Raw genomic sequence first — 21,309 nt, 5'->3', positions numbered from 1 at the left:
GGCCGGGGCGGGACGCAGCCGATCAGCCCTTGTAGAGCGCGTCGAGCCGCTCGCCGTACACCTGCCGCAGCACGTGGCGGCGGATCTTCATGCTCGGCGTCATCTGCTCGTTCTCGATCGTGAACTGCGTGTCAGCGAGAATGAAGCGGCGGACGCGTTCGATGACCGACAATTCCTTGTTGGTCCGCTCCACCGCACGGCCGATCGCGGTGCGATAGTCGCTGTTCTGCGCCAGCGTCGCAAAGTCGCATTTGGTGCCGCTCGCCGCGCACCATTCCTGCGTCCACTCGGGATCGGGCACGATCACCGCCACCATGTGCGGCTTGCGATCGCCGGCGATCATCGCCTGCAGAATCTCGGGCTGGAGCGTCAGCATCCCCTCGACCTTCTGGGGCGCGATATTGTCGCCCTTGTCGTTGATGATGAGATCCTTCTTGCGATCGGTGATCTTGATCCGGCCAGCCGCGTCGAACACGCCGATGTCGCCGGTATGCAGCCAGCCGTCGTGCAGCACGCGCTCGGTCTCGGCCGGGTTGCGCCAATAGCCGTGCATGACGAGCTCGCCGCGGACCAGGATCTCGCCGTCGTCGGCGATCCGCACCTCGGTCGCGGGCAGCGGCGGACCGACGCTGTCGACCGTCACGCCCACCTTTGGCCGGTTGCACGAGATCACCGGGCCCGCCTCAGTCTGGCCGTAACCCTGCAGGAAACGGACGCCGAGCGACTGGAAGAAGATGCCGACTTCGGGCGTCAGCGGCGCGCCGCCCGACACCATCGCCTTCATCCGGCCGCCGAACCGCTTGGCGATTTTGGGCTTGAACAGGCGGTCGACGACCAGCGCTTTGGGGCGATCGACGAGGCGCAACGTGCCCGCGGCACGCTTCTCGCCGATCTCGATCGCGGCGCCGAGCAGCTTCTGCGACAGTCCGCCCTGCTTGGCGATCGTCTTGCTGATGCGCGTGCGCAGCACTTCGAACAGGCGTGGCACGACGAACATGATCGTCGGCTGCGCTTCCTCCATGTTCGCGGCGAGCTTCTCCAGGCTCTCGGCATAGTAGATCTGCCCGCCCATGCCGATCGGCACGAACTGCCCGCCGGTATGCTCGTAGGCGTGGCTGAGCGGCAGGAACGACAGGAAGACCTCGTCGTCCCAGCCGAGGTCCTCGGAAATGACGTCGGCACACCCCGCGACATTGTGCAGGATCGCGCCGTGATGCTGCATCACGCCGCGCGGCGCGCCGCCGGTGCCCGACGTGTAGATAATGCAGGCGGTGTCGCTGCGCGCGAACGTTGCCTGCGCCGCAATCGTCGCGGGATCGGCGGGATGATCCTCGATCAGGCCGTGCCAGTTGCAACTGCGCACCCCCGACGGGCGCGGACGCAGCGGCTCGATCGCGATGACGGTTTCGATATGCGTCGTGCGCAGCACCGCCTTCAGCAGCACGTCGGCGAGCTTCTGCGTCGAGACGATCACGGCGCGTGCACCCGAGTTTTCGATGATGTGCGCGTGATCGCGCTCGGTATTGGTGGTGTAGGTCGGCACGGTGATCGCGCCCGCGGCCATGATCGCGAGATCGCTCAGGCACCATTCCGGGCGGTTCTCGCTCACCAGCATCACCCGATCGCCGGGCTGTACCCCCTGTGCCTTCAACGCGGTGGCGAGGCTTGCCACCTGCCGTGCCGCCTCGGCCCAGCTGGTCGCCCGCCACGCGCGGTCGCGCTTCGCCCACAGGAACGGCGCGTCGCCCTTCTCCGCGGCGCGGGTGAAGAACATCGTCACAAGGTTGGGAAAATGCTCGAGCTTGCGCAACGCCGCGATCCTCTCTGCCAAAATCTCCCGCTGCCGGGGAGTATCGATTTGCCGGCGGTTACTGCCGCAGCGCGGTGCCGACGCCGCGCGGATCGGCCGCGCCGACCCAGCCGTCGGCGGTCTTTTCGGCGGCGTTTGCCTTCAGTCCCAGTCGCCCGACGGTCACCTTATGCCCCAGCTTTTCCAGTGCCGGCTGCATCGCGACGAGGCTCGTCCCCTGTTCGAGCACCAGCCCGTCCTGGTTGAAGAAGACGAGCCCGAGCCCGATTGCGTCACGCGCCGGCAGCTTCCAGTCGACATGCGCGATGATCGCCTTGGCGACCTGCATGATGATCGTCTTGCCGCCCGCCGCGCCGACGGTGAACACCGGCTGGCCCGCCGCATCGTAGACGATCGTCGGCGCCATCGACGACAGCGGCCGCTTGCCGCCCTCCACGCGATTGGCGACGGGCGCGCCGTTCCGCTCGGGCGCCAGCGTGAAATCGGTCAGCTCGTTGTTGAGGACGTAGCCATTGGTGACCAGCTGGCTGCCGAATGGTCCTTCGACCGTCGACGTCATCGTCGCGATGTCGCCTGCGCGATCGATCGCAATGAAGTGCGTCGTCCCCGGCCGGTCGGGCTGGACCGCCATCGTGCGCGGCGCGGCTCCCGGGGGCGTGCCTGGTAGATAGCGGCCGAGCGTGCGGTCCGCCGCGATCAGCCCCGAGCGCTGCGCGATATAGCCGCGATCGATCAGCCCGGCGACCGGCACCGCGACGAAGTCTGGATCGCCGAGGTACGTTTCGCGATCGGCATAGGCGAGCTGCATCGCCTCGCCGATGAGGTGCCACGCCACCGGAGAGTTCTGGCCGAGCTTGGCGAGATCGAACCGTTCGAGCATTCCCAGGATCTGCAGCACCGTCGTCGCGCCCGACGAGGGTGGGCCCATGCCGCACACGCGATAGCCGCGATAGCTGCCGCATACCGGCGGGCGCTCCTTTGCCTGATAGGCGGCGAGATCGGCGCGGGTCATGTCGCTCGGTGCGACGCTGGTGGTCGTCACCGCTTTGATCAGCGCGCTTGCGTTCTCGTCCTTGTAGAAGGCGTCGGGGCCGCGGGCGGCGAGCTGTCGCAGCAGCTTGGCAAGCGCGGGATTGCGGACAGTCGCGCCCTCGATCAGCGGCTTGCCGTTCTGCGTGTAGAGCGCGGCGACTTCCGGGAAGCGTCCGCTCGCCGCGCCGGTCCCGGTCGACGCGCCGCCTTCTGGCCCGGCGACCGCGGTGCTGCCGCCCGCCCATAGCGGCGACAGGTTGGCGCTCGCCGCGGCCATCGGTCGCGTGACGCGATAGCCCTGCTCGGCGAGGCGGATGGCAGGGGCGAACAGCGCGCGCCACGGCAGCTTGCCCCATTTCTTCGTCGCCAGCGCCATCAGCCGCACGTTGCCCGGCACGCCGACCGACTTGCCGCCGGGAAACGCCTGGATATGCGGCACGGGCTTTCCGTCCGGCCCGAGGAAGCGCTGCGGCGTCGCGGCAGCCGGCGCCTTCTCACGCCCGTCGATCGTTTCCAGCGGCCCGCCCGCGCTTTGATGCAAGAGGAAGCCGCCGCCGCCGATCCCGCTCGATTGCGGCTCGACCACTGTCAATGCAAGCATCATCGCCATCGCCGCGTCCGCCGCCGAACCGCCTGCGCGCAGGATTTCCGCGCCCGCCTCGGTCGCGCGCGGATCGGCCGAGGTTACCATGCCCGGCGGCGCAGCGGGGGGCGTGGCAGTGGGCGTCGCGGCGGATTGCCCGAGTGCGGGGAAGGGGGCGAGCAGCGCGGCAAGCGCCAGCATTTTGGTCATGCCGCGAACCCTATCGGCGCCTTCCGCCGCGTCAACCGGTGCCCACCGCCGCGCCGACCGAGGTGAAGCCGTCGCGCCGCAGCAATGCCGCGAGATCGCGCAGCAGCCACGTCGGCAGCCCCGGCCCCGCATACACCATCGCCGAGTAGAGCTGGACGAGGCTCGCGCCCGCGCGGATCCGGGCATAGGCCTCCGCGCCGCTGTCGATGCCGCCCGCCGCGATCAGCGGGATTGTGCCGCCGGTCGCTTGCCGGAAATCGCGCAGCCGCGCGGCTGCCAGCGACGCAAGCGGCGCGCCCGACAGGCCACCCGCTTCGCCGCTGGCGGACGAGGCCAAAGGCGGCCGTGACACCGTGGTATTGCCGACGATCAATGCGTCGAGGCGATAATCGGCGACCGCCCGCGCGATATCGTCGATCGCCGCCGGCGCCAGATCGGGGGCGACCTTTAGGAACAGTGGGCGCGTACCAGCCGCGGCGCGGGTCGCGGCGAGCAGATCGCGCAGCGGCTGCCCGTGCTGAAGATCGCGCAGCCCCGGCGTATTGGGCGAACTGACGTTGATCGTGACATAGTCGGCCACCGCCGCCGCCTTGCCGACGCCCGTGACGTAATCGGCGATGCGATCCGCCGCGTCCTTGTTCGCGCCGACGTTAAGGCCGAGCACGCCGCGCCGCTTCGCCGGCAGCCGGGCGAGCGCCGCGTCGAGACCGCCGTTATTGAAGCCCATGCGGTTGATCACGCCGCGATCGGCAACGAGCCGGAACAGGCGCGGCTTGGCGTTGCCGGCTTGCGGTAGTGGTGTCAGCGTGCCGACCTCGACCGCGCCGAAGCCGAGCGCGTGAAAGCCGGCCACCGCCTCGCCGTCCTTGTCCACCCCCGCCGCGACGCAAAGCGGATTGCCGAAATCGATCCTCGCCACGCGCGTCGCAAGCAGCGGATCGTCGATGCGCCGCGCACCCGGCGTGCCGATCGCGCCCCAGGCGGCAAGGCCGCGGATCGTCAAACGGTGCGCCCGTTCGGGATCGAGGGCGAACAGGGCGGGGCGGATCGCAAAGGTCATGGCGTTCCCGGTGCCACATGTGCGGCGGGAATCAAGCGCGACGCCGATTGCCGATGTTCGAAAAGGCGGCGACGATTCCATACAATACATCGGAGTCATTTGAGCGCCTATTGTGCTCGCGACCCAAAGGATCCGCGCTCGTGCGGGTCCTTACCTAGGGCCCGGCTGTTTCGGCGGCCGGGCCGCTTTGCACCTTTGCCAGCAAAGCGCTATTCTCCCGCCGGGATCGGGGGGTCGCAACTATGAATGTCGTTCAGCTCGATTATCGGGTGCCGCCCGACGACCTACGCCCGTACGTCACCTTATTCTATGACTTCCGCGCCGATCTTGCCGTGTTCGACGATGTCGAGCGCGCCGATCACGCGCAATTGCGTCTCCGGCTGCGCTCCGGGCCGGAGGCGAGTTACGAATTCGCGGACGGGCGGTGCCAGTCGTCGCCGATGCTGCACGTCATCGGGCCGACGACGGGCGCGATCCGAACGCGCGCCGATGGGCCGATCGAACTTGTCGGCATGGGGCTGCAGCCGGCGGGCTGGCATGCACTGTTCGGGATCGAGGCGTCGGCGATGATCGATCGCGCGGCCGACGCGTGCGACTTGCTCGGGGACGGCGTGACCGATGCTGCGGCGGCGATGCGCGCAGTGGACGGCATCGACGCGCGGATCGACATCGCGGCTGATTTCGTCCGGCGCGCGGTCGCGTCCGGCGCGCGTTGCTCGATCGAATTCGCCGCACGGATCGACGCTTGGCTCGCCGGTAGCGCATCGCCCGATGTGGCCGAACTCGTCGCAATGACCGGGCTGTCACGGCGACAGGTCGAGCGCCGCTGCAACGCGCTATACGGCGCGCCGCCGAAGGTGCTCGCCCGCAAATATCGCGCGCTGCGCGCCGCGTCGGCGCTCGCGAGCGGCAGTGCATCGCTCGACGAGCTGCTTGCGGAGGGGTTCTACGATCAGTCTCACCTCATTCGCGAACTGAAGCGCTTTATCGGCATGACGCCGCGGCAACTTCGCGAGCGCCCGACCCTCCTCGCACAGCTCACGATCCGCCAGCGGCACGCGCTTCACGGCTTGGTCCACCCGATCATCTCGGACACGTGATCACCGGTTGATTTCCCTGGCGCGCGCGCCCATCTGCCAATCAGACGAATTTAGTCTGATTTGAGAACCGCTCGCAACATGCGCCTGTCCAGCCTTGCCGACTATGCGATCGTCCTGATGACGGCCGCGGCGCGCCATTGCGGCGGGATGGCGCGCGTCAACGCGACGAGCTTGGCGCAGGAGACCGGCGTGCCGCTGCCAACGGCGCAGAAGCTCGTCAGTCGCCTTTCCGCGGCGGGTCTGATCGAGAGCACGCGCGGTACCGGCGGCGGTTTTCGCCTGTCGCGTCCGCCCTCGGCGATCAGCCTCGTTGACGTGATCGAGGCGGTCGAGGGGCCAATCGCGCTGACGACCTGCGTCGATACCGATCGGCATGACTGTGCGCTCGACGGCACCTGCCTCGTTCGCCCGCACTGGTCCCTCGTCAACCGCACTGTGCGCGACGCGCTCGCCGGCATTGCCTTAACCCAACTCGCGGCGACCGCGCCGTCGCCTTTGGCCGCTGCCGGCCGCGCCCCGAACATGATGAAAATGGAAGCCTGACATGGCCACGAAGAACGCTGAGGCGCTCGCCGCCGTATCGAAGAAGTACGAATGGGGCTTCGCGACGGATATCGAGCAGGACTTCGCGCCCAAGGGGCTGAGCGAGGACACCGTTCGCTATATCTCCGCCAAGAAGGGCGAGCCCGAGTGGATGCTCGACTGGCGGCTGAAGGCGTTCCGCAAATGGCTGACGACGGAATCGCCGGACTGGGCGAAGCTCAACATTCCGCCGATCGATTATCAGGACGCTTATTATTACGCGGAGCCGAAGCAGAAGAAGACGATCGCGTCTTTGGACGAGCTCGATCCGGAAATCCGCCGCACCTATGAGAAGCTGGGCATCCCGATCGCGGAGCAGGAAGTGCTCGCCGGGGTGGAGGGCGCGCGCAAGGTCGCGGTTGACGCGGTGTTCGACAGCGTCTCCGTCGCCACCACCTTCCGTAAGGAGCTTGAGGCCGCCGGCGTCATCTTTCGCTCGATCAGCGAGGCGATCCGCGAATATCCCGATCTCGTGAAGAAGTGGCTCGGCAAGGTCGTGCCGCAGCATGACAATTACTTCGCGACGCTCAACAGCGCGGTCTTTTCCGACGGGACGTTCGTCTACATTCCGGAGGGCGTGCGCTGCCCGATGGAGCTCAGCACCTATTTCCGTATCAATGCCGAAAATACCGGCCAGTTCGAGCGCACGCTGATCGTCGCCGACAAGGGCGCTTATGTCTCGTATCTAGAGGGCTGTACCGCCCCGATGCGCGACGAGAACCAGCTTCACGCCGCGGTGGTCGAACTGGTGGCGCTGGACGATGCCGAGATCAAATACTCGACGGTGCAGAACTGGTATCCGGGCGACGAGAACGGCGTCGGCGGTATCTACAATTTCGTCACCAAGCGCGCGCTGTGCCAGGGCAAGAACAGCAAGGTCAGTTGGACCCAGGTCGAGACCGGCAGCGCGGTGACGTGGAAATATCCAAGCTGCGTGCTGCTGGGCGACGGCAGCGTCGGCGAGTTTTACTCGGTCGCGGTGACCAACAATCGCCAGCAGGCGGACACCGGCACCAAGATGATCCACCTCGGCAAGAACACCCGCTCGACCATCGTGTCGAAGGGGATCAGCGCGGGGCGGTCGGACAACACCTATCGCGGGCTGGTGCGCGTCGCGCCGACCGCGGAGGGCGTGCGCAACTTCACACAGTGCGACAGCCTGCTGCTGGGCGACCAGTGCGGCGCGCATACCGTGCCGTACATCGAGGTGCGCAATCCGTCGGCGCAAATTGAGCATGAGGCGACGACGTCGAAGATCAGCGAGGACCAATTGTTCTACGCGATGAGCCGAGGCCTCGATCAGGAAGCCGCCGTGGCGCTGATCGTCAACGGCTTCGCGCGCGAAGTGCTGCAGCAGCTGCCGATGGAATTTGCCGTCGAGGCGCAGAAGCTGCTCGGCATCAGCCTTGAGGGTTCGGTGGGATGACCTGCGCTTCGCTCACTCACCTTTTCGGGTCGGCCGCTCCGACCATCTTTATTTCGGAATGACTATGCTTAGAATAGAAAACCTCCACGCCGAGATCGACGGCAAGCCGATCCTGAAGGGCCTCAGCCTCTCCGTGAACGCGGGTGAAATTCACGCGATCATGGGGCCGAACGGCGCCGGCAAGTCGACGCTTGGCTATGTGCTGGGCGGTCGCCCCGGTTATGAAGTGACCGAAGGCAGCGTCACCTTCGATGGCGTCGACCTGCTCGAGCTGGAGCCGCATGAGCGCGCTGCGGCGGGGCTGTTCCTTGGCTTCCAGTATCCGGTCGAGATTCCGGGCGTGTCGAACGTCCAGTTCCTGCGCGAGAGCCTCAACGCGCAACGCGCTGGGCGTAGTGAGAAGCCGCTGTCGGGTGGCGAGTTCCTGAAGCTCGCGCGTGGGCAGGCCGATGCGCTCGGCCTCGACCAGGACATGCTCAAGCGCCCGGTAAACGTCGGCTTCTCCGGCGGTGAGAAAAAGCGCAACGAGATGGTGCAGATGGGGATCATCGATCCCAAGTTCGCGATCCTCGACGAGACCGACAGCGGCCTCGACATCGATGCGCTGCGGATCGTGGGCGACGGCATCAACCGCATCATGCGCAAGCCGGAGAAGGCCGTGCTGCTGATCACCCACTATCAGCGGCTGCTCGATTACGTGAAGCCCGACTTCGTCCACGTCCTCGCCGACGGCCGTATCACCCGCTCGGGCGGTGCAGAGCTCGCGCATCAGCTCGAGCGCGAAGGCTATGTGGAGATCGCGGCCTGATGAGCGCGTTGCTCGATCTTCCCTCGACCCGCGCCGAGGCATGGCGCTGGGCCGATCTCGGCGCACTGACCGCGGCCGCCGCGCTGGCGCCGATCGCTGCGCCTGAAACCGAGTTTCTTGACCTTCCGGGCGCGCGCCTGCTGTTCGTCGATGGCGTGCTCGATCACGGGCGCAGTGACCTCGGTCGCGTGACGATCTCCGATCTGGTCGGCGACGATCACGCGCTCGGACGGCACGCGCGCGGCGCCGGCTGGTCGCTGCGCTTGGATGCCGCGGCGGCAGCTGATCCGGTGCAGATCGTTCACGTCGCGACGGCAGGCGAGAACCACCTTCCGGCGGAGATCGTGCTGTCCGACGACGCGGTCGCGACGGTGATCGAGACGTTCGTCGGCGCCGGCTGGCAAAACCGCTTCACGCATACTCGGCTGGGTCGTGGCGCGCGTTTGATGCGTGGGGTGCGGCTGCTTCAGACGGGGGGCTTCGTGTCGCTGCGCGAGGCGGCGGAGGTCGGCGAGGCGGCGAGCCTCGTCGCGACGTTCCTGGGTGCCGGCGGGCAGGGGAGCAGGATCGACGCGCAGCTGACGATGGCGGGCGAGGGCTCATTCGTCGAATATGGCGGCGCCTTGCTGACCGCCGCCGAGCAGCGCCAGGAATGCGCCGTCCGCGTCAATCACGCGCAGCCCAACGGTGCGTCGCGCCAGGTATGGCGCGCGGTGGCGGCGGACCGCTCGCAGGTGAGCCTGGCCGCGGCGGTCGAGGTGGCGCGTCATGCGCAGAAGACCGACGGCGAGCAGAGCCTGCGCGGGCTGCTGCTCGATCGTACCGCGACGGTGAATCTTAAGCCTGAGCTCGAGATTTTCGCCGACGACGTAAAGTGCGCGCATGGCGCGACGGTGGGTGAGCTTGACCAGCGCGCGATGTTCTACATGCAGAGCCGCGGCATTCCGCGGGCGCGTGCCGAGGCGATCCTGACGCGGGCGTTCGTCGCCGATGCGCTCGGGCGGATCGGGGACGAGACGGTTCGCGCGGCGTTCGAGGCGGATGCCGATGCCTGGCTCGAGGCGGCGCTGCAGTGACACAGGCGGACACCATACTCGACGCTGCACGTCCGCTCGACGTGCTGGGCGATTTCCCGGCGATCCCGGCGGGCTGGGCGTATCTCGATACGGCGGCGACGTCGCAGAAGCCGCGCCCGGTGATCGATGCGATCACGCGCGGCTATGACGCGACCTATGCGACGGTCCACCGCGGCGTGTACCAGCGGTCGGCGGATATGACGCTGGCCTATGAGGCGGCACGGCGGCGCGTGGCGGGCTTCATCGGCGGCGCGGAAGAGGAAGTGGTGTTCGTCCGCGGCGCGACGGAGGCGATCAATCTCGTCGCGCACAGCTGGGCAGGAACGCAGCTCAAGGCCGGCGATCGCATCCTGCTGTCTGCGCTGGAGCATCATTCGAATATCGTGCCTTGGCAGATGGTGGCCGAGCGGGTCGGCGCGGCGATCGATGTCGTGCCGCTGACCGCCGATCATCGCATCGATCTGGACGCGATGGCGGCGATGCTGACCCCGGCACACAAGCTGGTGGCGCTGGCGCACGTGTCGAACGTGCTGGGGTCGGTGCTCGATGCGAAGCGCGCGACGAGGCTGGCACATGGTGTCGGCGCGAGAATTTTGATCGACGGGTGCCAGGCGGTGCCGCGGCTGCCGGTCGACGTCGTCGATCTGGATTGTGATTTCTACGTCTTCTCCGCGCACAAGCTGTACGGGCCGACCGGGCTCGGCGTGCTGTGGGGCCGGGCCGAGCTGCTCGACGCGATGCCGCCCTATCAGGGGGGCGGATCGATGATCGACCGCGTGACGTTCGCAAAAACAACCTATGCTCCGCCGCCGACACGGTTCGAGGCGGGGACGCCGCATATCGTCGGCGTACTCGGCCTCCATGCCGCGATCGATTATGTCGAAGGCATCGGGCTTGACCGCATCCACGCGCATGAGACCGCGCTGGTCCGCCAGACGCGCGAGGCGCTGTCGACGATCAATTCGGTGCGCCTGTTCGGTCCGGAGGACAGCGCGGGGATTGTATCGTTCGCGATCGAGGGGGTGCATCCGCACGACATCGGCACCATCTTGGACGAGGCGAAGGTGGCGATCCGTGCCGGCCATCATTGCGCGCAGCCGCTGATGGAGACGCTGGGTGTCGAGGCGACCGCCCGGGCGAGCTTCGGCGTCTACAACGGGCCTGCTGACGTTGAGGCGCTGGCGCGGGGCATCGAGAGAGTGAGTCGGATCTTTGGATAGGGATATTCGGATGAGCGAGCCGATCCGGGTCGAGGAAGTGGACGCCGAGACGAAGCCGCCGCGCGCGCGCGTCGAGGATGCGGTCGAGACGCCTGCGGAGACCTTCGCCCGCAAGCGCGATTATCTCGAGGGTTTCCTCGCGCAGAAGCCGCTGGGCGAGAACGCGCACGAGCCGGGCGGCGCGCTGTATGAGGCGGTGATCGACGCGCTGAAGGAGATCTACGATCCCGAAATCCCGGTGAACATCTACGAACTCGGGCTGATCTACAACGTCGAGGTGACCGACGGTGGCCACGCGGTCGTCACCATGACGCTGACGACGCCGCATTGCCCCGTCGCCGAATCGATGCCCGCCGAAGTCGAGCTTCGCGTTGGCTCGGTACCCGGCATCGCGATCGCGGACGTCAATCTGGTGTGGGATCCGCCGTGGGATCCCGCCAAGATGTCCGACGAGGCGCGGCTCGAACTGGGGATGCTGTGATGGCGACGACGGTACGTGCACGTCCCGCGGCGCTGATCCTGACGGACACGGCGAAGGCACGGATCGCCTCGCTGATGGCGAAGGCACCGGTGGACGCGATCGGCGTCAAGCTGTCGACCCCGCGCCGCGGCTGCTCGGGGCTGGCCTATTCGGTCGACTATGTCACCGAGGCGAAGCCGTTCGACGAGAAGATCGAGACCGACGGCGGCACGCTCTACGTCGACGGCGGATCGATCCTGTACCTCATCGGATCGACGATGGACTGGGTTGAGGACGATTTCACCGCGGGCTTCGTATTCAACAATCCGAATGCGAAGGGCGCGTGCGGCTGCGGGGAGAGCTTTACCGTCTAAAACGGTGCGCGCGCGGTTCGGCGCGTGACTCGCGGGCGAGCCTCGTTAAGCTCCCGTCACGATGACGTCCCTCGCTGCACCCGACGCCGCCGCGCCCCGTTCGGCGCTTGCCAATCGTATCGTCGACACGCTGATCCATCGTATCGGCAAGGACGAGCGCGCGGCGCGCCAGCACGATTGGCTGGAAGCGACGATCCTGACGCTGCGCGACGAGATCATCGACAAGTGGATGGCGTCGACCCGCGCGGCGCACGCGGCGGGGGCGAAGCGAGTCTATTACCTCAGCCTCGAATTCCTCATCGGGCGGCTGCTGCGCGATGCGCTGTCGAACCTTGGCCGCAATGCCGAGGTTGGCGAGGCGCTGCGCGCGCTCGGCGTCGATCTCGCCGCGATCGAGGAGATCGAGCCCGATGCGGCGCTCGGCAACGGCGGGCTCGGGCGGCTCGCGGCCTGTTTCATGGAGAGCCTCGCGACGCTTGACCTGCCGGCGTACGGCTACGGCATCCGCTACGTGAACGGCATGTTTCGTCAGCGTATCGACGACGGCTGGCAGGTCGAGCTGCCCGAGACGTGGCTGGCGCATGGCAATCCGTGGGAGTTCGAGCGGCGCGAAAGCGCGTATTTCGTCGGCTTCGGCGGCGAGGTGACGCGCAGCGACAACGGGCTGGTGCACTGGAAGCCGGCCGAGGCGGTCGAGGCGGTCGCCTATGATACGCCGGTCGTCGGCTGGCGCGGCAAGCGGGTCAACACGCTGCGGCTGTGGAGCGCACGCGCGTTCGATCCGATCCGGCTCGACGCGTTCAACGCCGGCGACCATATCGGCGCGCTCGCCGGGCAGGCGCGCGCCGAGACGCTGGTGCGCGTCCTCTACCCCAGCGACTCGGTAGCCTCGGGGCAGGAGCTGCGGCTGCGGCAGGAGTATTTCTTCTCCTCAGCCTCGATCCAGGACATCGTGCGCCGCCACGTCCAGTATTTCGGCGATATTCGCACGCTGCCCGAAAAGGCAGCGATCCATCTCAATGATACCCACCCCGCCGTATCGGTGGCGGAGCTGATGAGGCTGCTGATCGACTATCACGATCTGGCGTTCGACGAGGCGTGGGATATCACGCGCCGCACCTTCGGCTACACCAATCACACGCTGCTGCCCGAAGCGCTGGAAAGCTGGCCGCTACCGCTGTTCGAACGGCTGCTGCCGCGCCACATGCAGCTGATCTACGCGATCAACGCGGCCGTGCTGCGCGAGGCGCGGCAGGCGGACGGAATCGACGATGCGGCAGTGAGCGCGATCAGCCTGATCGACGAGAACGGCGCGCGGCGGGTGCGGATGGCCAATCTGGCGTTCGTCGGCAGCCACAGCGTCAACGGCGTCGCCGCGCTCCACACCGATCTGATGAAGCAGACCGTCTTCTCGGATCTTCACCGGCTGTACCCGCAGCGGATCAACAACAAGACCAACGGCATCACCCCGCGGCGCTGGCTGCTGGCGTGCAACCCGGGGCTCACAGCGCTAATTGCGGATGCGATCGGCCCCGCCTTTCACGATGATGCCGCGGCGCTCGAGGCGATGCTCCCGTTTGCGCAAGATGCTGTTTTCCGGGAGCGTTTCGCCGCGGTGAAACGTTGCAACAAGGTGGCATTGACGCAGTATATCAAAGGGGAGACGGGGCTGCGGCTCGATCCGGACGCGCTGTTCGACGTCCAGATCAAGCGCATCCACGAATACAAGCGCCAGCTGCTCAACATCATCGAGACGGTGGCGCTCTACGATCAGATCCGCAGCCACCCGGAACGTGACTGGACGCCGCGGGTGAAGCTGTTCGCGGGCAAGGCGGCCTCGAGCTACCACAATGCGAAACTGATCATCAAACTGGCGAACGACGTCGCGCGCCGGATCAATGGCGACCCCAGCGTCGGTGGGCTGCTGAAGGTCGCCTTTCTGCCCAATTACAACGTCAGCTTGGCGGAGCGGATCGTGCCGGCGGCGGACCTGTCCGAACAAATTTCGACGGCGGGGATGGAAGCGTCGGGCACGGGCAACATGAAGTTCGCGATGAACGGCGCGCTGACGATCGGTACGCTCGACGGCGCCAACGTCGAGATCCGCGATCATGTCGGTGCTGACAATATCGTGATCTTCGGCCTGACCGCGGAAGAAGTCGCCGCCAAGCGTGCCAGCGGATATGACGCACGGCGCACGATCGAGGATAGTTCCGAGCTTGCGCAGGCGGTGCGTAACATCGCCTCCGGCGTCTTCTCGCCCGACGATCCGGATCGCTACAAGGGGTTGATGCAGGGGCTGTACGACGGTGACTGGTTCATGGTCACCGCCGATTTCGACAGCTACGCCGCGGCCCAGCGCGATGTCGACGCACGCTGGGCGGATCGGCCCGCGTGGCAGGCGGCAGCGATCCGCAACGTTGCCAAGATGGGCTGGTTCTCGTCCGATCGGACGATCGGCGAATATGCGCGCGACATCTGGGGCGTAGGGTGAAGCCGCCCGAGGACGCGATCGCGGCGCTTCTCGCCGGGCGGCACGACGATCCCTTTTCGCTGCTCGGCGCGCATGCGGGGCCCGAAGGAACGTTCGCGCGCGCGCTGGTCCCCGGCGCGCAATCGGTCTCGGCGCACGATCTCACCGGTACGCTGCTGGGCAAGCTCGTTCGGACCGATCCGCGCGGCGTGTTCGAGGGGCCGATCGCCGGCGCGCCGCAGCCGCTGCGGCTGCACGCGTCCGCTGGCGACGAAGCGGCGTGGTGGATCACCGATCCTTACAGCTTCGGGCCGGTGCTGGGGCCGGTCGACGATCTGCTGATGGCGGAAGGCACGCACCTTCGCCTTCACGACAAGCTCGGTGCACATCTGATCGAGCACGAGGGCGCGCGCGGCACGCATTTCGCCGTATGGGCGCCGAACGCACGGCGCGTGTCGGTGGTGGGCGATTTCAACGCGTGGGACGGCAGCCGCCACGTCATGCGTCGGCGCGGCGACGTCGGCGTTTGGGAGATCTTCTTGCCCGACGTCGGGGCGGGGCAGAACTACAAGTACGAGATCGTCGGCGCGGACGGCGAGCTTCAGCCGCTGAAGGCCGATCCTTATGCCTTCGCCACCGAATTGCGCCCCGGCACGGCATCGGTCACCACCAGTCCGCCGACGCATATCTGGGGCGATACCGAACACCGCGCCAGCTGGGCGGCGGTCGATCCGCGACGCGTACCGATCAGCATCTACGAGGTGCACGCCGGTTCGTGGCAACGCGACGCGGATGGCTGGTTCCTGCCGTGGGACGCACTGGCCGATCGGCTGATCCCCTATGCGGTCGAGATGGGCTTCACGCACATCGAATTCCTGCCGATCTCGGAGCATCCCTTCGATCCGTCATGGGGGTATCAGACCACCGGTCTCTATGCGCCGTCGGCCCGGTTCGGCGACGTGGAGGGGTTCGCGCGGTTCGTTGACGGGGCGCACCGCGCCGGCATCGGCGTGCTGCTCGATTGGGTGCCGGCGCATTTCCCGACCGACGCCTTCGGCTTGGCCCGTTTCGACGGAACGGCGCTGTACGAGCACGAGGATCCGCGGCTCGGGTTCCACCCCGACTGGAACACCGCGATTTACAATTTCGGGCGGCGCGAGGTGGCGGCGTTCCTCGTCAACAATGCGCTGTTCTGGGCCGAGCGCTATCATATCGACGGCTTGCGCGTCGATGCGGTCGCCTCGATGCTGTACCGCGACTACAGCCGCAAGCCCGGCGAGTGGATCCCCAACCGGGAGGGCGGCCGGGAGAATTGGGAGGCGGCGGCATTCCTCCAGTCGGTCAATTCGGCGGTCTATGGCGCGCATCCCGGCGTGTTCACCGTCGCCGAGGAATCGACCGCCTGGCCGGGGGTGACGCACCCGCCGTACGACGGCGGGCTCGGCTTCGGCTTCAAGTGGAACATGGGCTTCATGCACGACACGCTGAAGTACATGGCGACCGATGCGGTGCACCGGAAATACCATCACCAGGACATCACCTTCGGGCTGATGTACGCCTTCAGCGAAAATTACGTCCTGCCGCTCAGCCACGACGAGGTGGTGCATGGAAAAGGCTCGCTGCTCGCTAAGATGAGCGGCGACGATTGGCAACAATTCGCCAATCTGCGCGCCTATTATGCGATGATGTGGGGCTATCCCGGCAAGAAGCTGCTGTTCATGGGGCAGGAGTTCGCGCAGCGGCGCGAGTGGAGCGAGGAGCGTGCGCTCGACTGGGAACTCTGCCATTCCGCCGCGCATGATGGGGTGCGCAAGCTCGTGCGCGATCTGAACCGCCTGTATCGCAGCCGTCCGGCGCTCCACGCGCGCGACTGCGAACCCGAAGGCTTCGAGTGGATCGTCGCCGACGACGCGGCAAATTCGGTGTTCGTCTGGCTGCGCAAGGCGCCCGATGCGAAGCCGATCGCGGTGATCTGCAACATGACGCCGGTCGCCCGCGCGCCGTATCGCGTGCCGCTGCCGCACGACGGGCGCTGGCGCGAGATACTCAATTCCGACGCGCACGATTACTGGGGCTCGGGGCTCGGCAATCTCGGCGGCGTCGTGGCACGCGACGGCGCGGCAATGGTCACGCTGCCGCCGCTCGCGACCATCATGCTTGAATTCGATCGATAAGGAGCGGCGCGCGAATATGGATCATCGAAAGGGACAGCCGCTCGCCCGCGATGCAATGGCGTACGTGCTTGCCGGCGGGCGCGGCAGCCGGCTCGCCGAGCTGACCGACACGCGCGCCAAGCCAGCCGTCTATTTCGGTGGCAAGAGCCGGATCATCGATTTCGCGCTGTCGAACGCGATCAACTCGGGCATCCGCCGGATCGGCGTCGCGACGCAATACAAGGCGCACTCGCTGATCCGTCACCTGCAGCGCGGCTGGAACTTCCTTCGCCCGGAGAGAAACGAAAGCTTCGACATCCTGCCCGCCTCGCAGCGCGTCAGCGAGTTCCAATGGTATGAGGGCACGGCCGACGCGGTGTTCCAGAACATCGACATCATCGAGAGCTATGATCCCGAGTATATGGTCATCCTGGCCGGTGATCACATCTACAAGATGGATTACGAGCTGATGCTCCAGCAGCATTGCGACCAGGCGGCTGACGTCACCGTCGCGTGCATGGAAGTGAAGCGGATGGAGGCGACCGCCTTCGGCGTAATGCACATCGATGAGACCGGACGGATCATCGATTTCGTCGAGAAGCCGGCCGATCCCCCTGCGATGCCGGGCAAGCCCGACGTCGCGCTCGCCTCGATGGGCATTTACGTCTTCAAAACGTCGCTGCTGATCGACCAACTGCGCCGCGATGCGGAAACGCCCGGATCGAACCGTGATTTCGGCAGGGACATCATCCCCTGGCTGGTGCAGCACGGCAGGGCGGTGGCGCATCAGTTCAGCCAGTCGTGCGTCCGGTCGTCGAACGAGAACTCGGCCTATTGGCGCGATGTCGGCACCGTCGACGCGTATTGGGAAGCCAATATCGACCTGACCGACATCGTCCCAGCGCTCGACCTCTACGATCGATCCTGGCCAATCTCGACCTATTCGGAGCTGACACCGCCGGCCAAGTTCGTCCACGATATGGAGGGGCGGCGCGGCTCCGCGGTGTCGAGCCTCGTGTCGGGCGACTGCATCGTCTCGGGATCGGCGGTGCATCGGTCGCTACTGTTTACGGGCGTGCGTGCGCACAGTTTCTCGTCGCTCGACGAAGCGGTGGTGCTGCCGTACGTCCACGTCGGCCGGGGCGCGCGGCTGCGCAAGGTGGTGATCGATCGCGGCGTGGAGATACCCGACAACCTGGTTGTCGGCGAAGATCCGGCGCTTGACGCGAAGCGGTTCCGCCGCACCGATGGCGGCGTGTGCCTCATCACCAAGCCGATGATCGATCGGCTGGTCTGATCGCCTGCTGCGCAGACGCCGCATGAAGGTCCTCTCCGTCGCATCCGAGGCATATCCGCTGGTCAAGACCGGCGGCCTCGCCGATGTGGTCGGCGCGCTGCCGGCCGCGCTGGCGCCGCACGGCATCGCCACGACGACGCTGCTGCCGGGCTATCCGGCGGTGCTGGCACAGGTCGCGGGCGCCGCGATCCACCGCTGGCGCGACCTGCTGGGTACCGAGGCAAGGCTGCTGACGGGCGAGATCGACGGACATCCGCTGATCGTGCTCGACGCGCCCGCGCTGTTCGCGCGCGAGGGCGGGCCGTACGCGGCGCCCGACGGTGGCGACTGGCCCGACAATTGGCGTCGCTTCGCCGCGCTCGCACGGGCCGCGGCCGAGATCGCGCGCGGCGGCGTCAAGGGGCTGGCCTTTGACGTGCTGCACGCGCACGATTGGCAGGCGGCGCTCGCCCCGGCGTACCTGCGCTTTGCCGCCGCGCCGGTGAAGAGCGTCGTGACGATCCACAATATCGCGTTTCAGGGCCGCTTCGACGCCGAGGTCTTCCCCGAGCTCGGGATGCCCGCGTCGGCCTGGGGCATCGACGGCGTCGAATATTACGGCGGCGTCGGCTTCCTCAAGGCGGGGCTCGCCGCCGCCGACGCGATTACCACCGTTAGCCCGACCTACGCGCATGAGATCCTTCGTCCCGAATTCGGCATGGGGCTCGACGGCCTGATCGCGGCGCGTGCGGCGCAGGTGCACGGCATCGTCAACGGCATCGATCCTGCGATCTGGTCGCCGGGTGACGACCCGGCGCTAGCGGCACGCTACACCAGCCGGACTTTGGCGCGGCGGGCGACGAACAAGCGCGCCGTCGAGGCCGCCTTCCTGCTGACGCCAGGCGACGGCCCGATCTTCACCGTCGTCAGCCGGCTGGCGTGGCAGAAGGGGATGGACGTGCTGATCGCCTGCCTCGACGCGCTGGTCGACATGGGGGGGCGACTGGCGCTGCTGGGATCGGGAGATGCCGATCTGGAGGCCGCGTTGCTTGACGCCGCCGCGCGACATCCGGGGCGGATCGGCGTGCGGATCGGCTATGACGAGGGGCTGTCGCATCTGCTGCAGGGCGGGGCGGACGCGATCGTCATCCCGTCGCGGTTCGAGCCGTGCGGGCTGACGCAGCTGTACGGGTTGGCCTATGGCTGCGTGCCGATCGTCGCGCGGACCGGCGGGCTCGCCGATACGGTGATCGACGCCAACGTCGCGGCGCTCGGCGCGCAGGTCGCAACCGGGTTCCAATTCGACGGTGTCGCGCCCGACGCGCTGCTTTTCGCACTACGCCGCGCAATCGATGTTTATGCCGATCCGGCGGCGTGGCAGGCGATCCAGCGACGCGGCATGAAGGCCGATTTCTCATGGGCGGCGAGCGGCGCCGCCTATGCCGCATTGTATCGGGGGTTGAGCGAGGCATGATCGAGACGGTGGCCACCACGCCTTACGGCGATCAGAAACCCGGTACATCTGGACTGCGCAAGAAGGTGCGCGTGTTTCAGCAGCCGCATTATGCCGCGAACTTCATTCAATCGGTGTTCGACGTGATCGACGAGCGCGACGGCGCGACGCTCGTGATCGGCGGCGACGGGCGGTTTCTCAACCGCGATGTCGCGTTAACCGCAATCCGCATGGCGGCGGCGAACGGCTTCGCCCGCGTCATCGTGGGGCAGGGGGCGATCCTATCCACCCCCGCCGCCTCGCACATGATCCGCCAGCGCGACGCGATCGGCGGGCTCGTGCTCTCGGCCAGCCACAATCCCGGTGGGCCGGACGAGGATTTTGGCATCAAGTATAACGTTGCCAATGGCGGGCCCGCGCCGGAGAAAGTGACGGACGCAATCGTCGCACGCACCGCTGCGATCGATCACTACCGCATCGTTGGCGACGCCGCGATCGACCTCGACACGCTGGGCGAGCAGCAGATCGGCGACATGGTGGTCGAGATCGTCGATCCCGTTTCCGCCTACGCCGATCTGATGGAGACGCTGTTCGATTTCCCGCTGATCCGCGCCGCCGGCCTGTCGATGGCGTTCGACGCGATGCACGCCGTGACGGGGCCCTATGCGGTCGAGATCCTGGAGCGGCGGCTCGGCTTCGCGGTCGGCACCGTGCGCAACGGCACGCCGCTGGAGGATTTCGGCGGCCACCACCCCGATCCCAATCTCGTCCACGCACGCGCGCTGTACGACACGATGATGGCCGCCGATGCGCCCGATTTCGGCGCCGCATCGGACGGCGACGGCGATCGCAACCTGATCATCGGCCGGGGTATCTTTATCACGCCGTCGGACAGTCTCGCGATGCTCGCGGCGAATGCGCATCTCGCGCCGGGCTATGCGAGCGGGCTCAAGGGGATCGCGCGTTCGATGCCGACCAGCGCGGCAGCCGATCGCGTCGCCGCCGCGCTGGATATTCCCTGCTTCGAGACGCCGACGGGGTGGAAGTTCTTCGGCAACCTGCTCGACGCCGGCATGGCGACGATCTGCGGTGAGGAGAGCGCGGGGACCGGCTCGGATCACGTCCGCGAGAAGGACGGGCTGTGGGCAGTGCTGCTGTGGCTCAACATCCTCGCGGTGACCGGCAAGTCGGCTGCCGCCATTGCGCAGGATCATTGGGCGCGCTTCGGGCGCAACTATTACGCCCGGCACGACTATGAGGGCGTCGACACTGCCGCGGCCGAGGCACTGATGGCAGGGCTGCGGGGTAAGCTGGCCGATCTGCCGGGCGAACGCGTCGGATCGCTGCTGATCGCCGCGGCGGATGATTTCGCCTACCACGATCCGACCGACGGTTCGGTGAGCCGCAATCAGGGTATCCGCATTCTGTTCGACGGCGGCAGCCGTGTCGTCTTCCGCCTCTCGGGAACGGGGACGAGCGGCGCGACGCTGCGCGTGTACCTCGAACGGTACGAGCCGGTAGGCGGGACGCTCAACGCGAATACGACCGCGATACTCGCCGACATCGTCGCGGCAGCCGATGCGATCGCGGGCATCGTCGCACACACCGGAAGGCGGCAACCCGACGTGGTCACGTGACGCCGGCGGCCCCGAACGGTGTCGCGCACCGGTTCGGGATACGCACACCGATGGTTGCTGCGTATGCCTGTCTGTTCGAGTGGAACCGATCGCTGACCCTGCGTCTGCGACGAAGTGCGGCAGTCAACTGAAAATGACAGGCGTGTCGATTGTACGACGTCAGACCATATATCGGGTTTCATCCTGGTGGGGCGATAGATGCAGCCAGCATCAAATGCGTCGGCGCAAATGCCGTATCGTGATGATGTGAATTTTCGGCAACAACGACGTCTCGCCTTGGGCACTGGCTCGGACTTCGATTGCGAGTGACAACGAACATATCGTCAGATGCGTAAGCGAATATCGTGCAAAGCACTGCCCGACCCAAAAGATGCGCTGTTCGATGTTCTATTCTGGATATGGAGCGGGTGAAGGGAATCGAACCCTCGTCGTAAGCTTGGGAAGCTTCTGCTCTACCATTGAGCTACACCCGCGCGGGCCGAGGCATGTCAGCCATTCGCACCGGAATGCCGGTGGCCGCCGCTGACGGATGCCGGCCGGTCGATCCGCCTCTATTCAAAGCCTCCGCCTGACGCA

Annotated in this window: 16 protein-coding genes and 1 tRNA gene; 13 read left to right on the top strand and 4 right to left on the bottom strand. The window is 66.8% G+C overall.

All coding sequences use genetic code 11. The features are described 5' to 3' along the window. Window positions 1-22: 22 nt before the first annotated feature. From F1C10_RS06950 to F1C10_RS06940, 3 genes are read right to left on the bottom strand one after another with little or no spacing between them, the layout of a single operon-like run. Window positions 23-1,810, bottom strand: a complete 1,788-nt coding sequence (locus tag F1C10_RS06950) for a long-chain fatty acid--CoA ligase (RefSeq protein WP_185209778.1) — start codon at window positions 1,808-1,810, stop codon at window positions 23-25. A 58-nt stretch (window positions 1,811-1,868) separates the two neighbouring features. After that, the gene (locus F1C10_RS06945; RefSeq protein WP_185209777.1) at window positions 1,869-3,635 is read right to left on the bottom strand and encodes a gamma-glutamyltransferase family protein; all 1,767 of its coding nucleotides are present in this window, start codon (window positions 3,633-3,635) and stop codon (window positions 1,869-1,871) included. Between the two features lie 31 nt (window positions 3,636-3,666). Further along, complete coding sequence (locus F1C10_RS06940) at window positions 3,667-4,695, bottom strand: quinone-dependent dihydroorotate dehydrogenase (RefSeq protein ID WP_185209776.1); 1,029 nt, start codon at window positions 4,693-4,695, stop codon at window positions 3,667-3,669. Window positions 4,696-4,937: 242 nt separating this feature from the next. Here F1C10_RS06940 and F1C10_RS06935 point away from each other — a divergent pair, with 242 nt between their 5' ends. The 13 genes from F1C10_RS06935 to F1C10_RS06875 all read left to right on the top strand — a co-directional run bounded on the left by F1C10_RS06935 (window position 4,938) and on the right by F1C10_RS06875 (window position 20,733). Beyond that, window positions 4,938-5,795, top strand: coding sequence for an AraC family transcriptional regulator (locus F1C10_RS06935; RefSeq protein ID WP_185209775.1), 858 nt, complete (start codon window positions 4,938-4,940; stop codon window positions 5,793-5,795). Between the two features lie 78 nt (window positions 5,796-5,873). After that, complete coding sequence (locus tag F1C10_RS06930; RefSeq protein WP_185210122.1) at window positions 5,874-6,338, top strand: SUF system Fe-S cluster assembly regulator; 465 nt, start codon at window positions 5,874-5,876, stop codon at window positions 6,336-6,338. 1 nt (window position 6,339) lies between these two features. Beyond that, window positions 6,340-7,803, top strand: a complete 1,464-nt coding sequence (gene sufB, locus F1C10_RS06925; RefSeq protein ID WP_185209774.1) for a Fe-S cluster assembly protein SufB — start codon at window positions 6,340-6,342, stop codon at window positions 7,801-7,803. A 64-nt stretch (window positions 7,804-7,867) separates the two neighbouring features. Beyond that, on the top strand, window positions 7,868-8,611 hold the full coding sequence (gene sufC / locus F1C10_RS06920) for a Fe-S cluster assembly ATPase SufC (protein WP_185209773.1): 744 nt from the start codon (window positions 7,868-7,870) through the stop codon (window positions 8,609-8,611). Next, window positions 8,611-9,687: a SufD family Fe-S cluster assembly protein gene (locus tag F1C10_RS06915; protein WP_185209772.1), complete on the top strand. Its 1,077-nt coding sequence runs from the start codon at window positions 8,611-8,613 to the stop codon at window positions 9,685-9,687. The genes sufC and F1C10_RS06915 overlap by 1 nt, the downstream gene beginning before the upstream one ends. Next, window positions 9,684-10,907 (top strand): cysteine desulfurase, encoded by a 1,224-nt coding sequence (locus F1C10_RS06910; RefSeq protein ID WP_258043116.1) that lies wholly within the window; start codon window positions 9,684-9,686, stop codon window positions 10,905-10,907. Before F1C10_RS06915 ends, F1C10_RS06910 begins: the two co-directional genes overlap by 4 nt. Before the next feature lie 10 nt (window positions 10,908-10,917). Beyond that, window positions 10,918-11,388, top strand: coding sequence for an SUF system Fe-S cluster assembly protein (locus tag F1C10_RS06905; RefSeq protein WP_185209771.1), 471 nt, complete (start codon window positions 10,918-10,920; stop codon window positions 11,386-11,388). Next, window positions 11,388-11,741 (top strand): iron-sulfur cluster assembly accessory protein, encoded by a 354-nt coding sequence (locus F1C10_RS06900; RefSeq protein WP_185209770.1) that lies wholly within the window; start codon window positions 11,388-11,390, stop codon window positions 11,739-11,741. The genes F1C10_RS06905 and F1C10_RS06900 overlap by 1 nt, the downstream gene beginning before the upstream one ends. A 61-nt stretch (window positions 11,742-11,802) precedes the next feature. After that, window positions 11,803-14,235 (top strand): glycogen/starch/alpha-glucan phosphorylase, encoded by a 2,433-nt coding sequence (locus F1C10_RS06895; RefSeq protein WP_185209769.1) that lies wholly within the window; start codon window positions 11,803-11,805, stop codon window positions 14,233-14,235. Beyond that, the gene (gene glgB / locus F1C10_RS06890; RefSeq protein WP_185209768.1) at window positions 14,232-16,388 is read left to right on the top strand and encodes a 1,4-alpha-glucan branching protein GlgB; all 2,157 of its coding nucleotides are present in this window, start codon (window positions 14,232-14,234) and stop codon (window positions 16,386-16,388) included. Before F1C10_RS06895 ends, glgB begins: the two co-directional genes overlap by 4 nt. A 16-nt stretch (window positions 16,389-16,404) precedes the next feature. Next, window positions 16,405-17,664 carry a glucose-1-phosphate adenylyltransferase gene (glgC, locus tag F1C10_RS06885; RefSeq protein ID WP_185209767.1) on the top strand — a complete coding sequence of 420 codons (1,260 nt, stop codon included), beginning with the start codon at window positions 16,405-16,407 and terminating at the stop codon, window positions 17,662-17,664. Window positions 17,665-17,686: 22 nt separating this feature from the next. Further along, a complete protein-coding gene (glgA, locus tag F1C10_RS06880) occupies window positions 17,687-19,117 on the top strand; it encodes a glycogen synthase GlgA (protein ID WP_185209766.1) in 1,431 nt (476 codons plus the stop codon). Further along, window positions 19,114-20,733 carry an alpha-D-glucose phosphate-specific phosphoglucomutase gene (locus F1C10_RS06875; RefSeq protein ID WP_185209765.1) on the top strand — a complete coding sequence of 540 codons (1,620 nt, stop codon included), beginning with the start codon at window positions 19,114-19,116 and terminating at the stop codon, window positions 20,731-20,733. Before glgA ends, F1C10_RS06875 begins: the two co-directional genes overlap by 4 nt. A gap of 399 nt (window positions 20,734-21,132) precedes the next feature. Here F1C10_RS06875 and F1C10_RS06870 read toward each other — a convergent pair. Then, window positions 21,133-21,206 (bottom strand) — tRNA-Gly (locus tag F1C10_RS06870). Window positions 21,207-21,309 lie beyond the last annotated feature (103 nt).

Origin of the sequence: Sphingomonas sp. NBWT7, assembly GCF_014217605.1 — a bacterium.
GTDB lineage: Bacteria > Pseudomonadota > Alphaproteobacteria > Sphingomonadales > Sphingomonadaceae > Sphingomonas.
The sequence above is the reverse complement of the archived record's forward strand: the minus strand, read 5'-3'. Positions and strand labels throughout refer to the sequence as shown.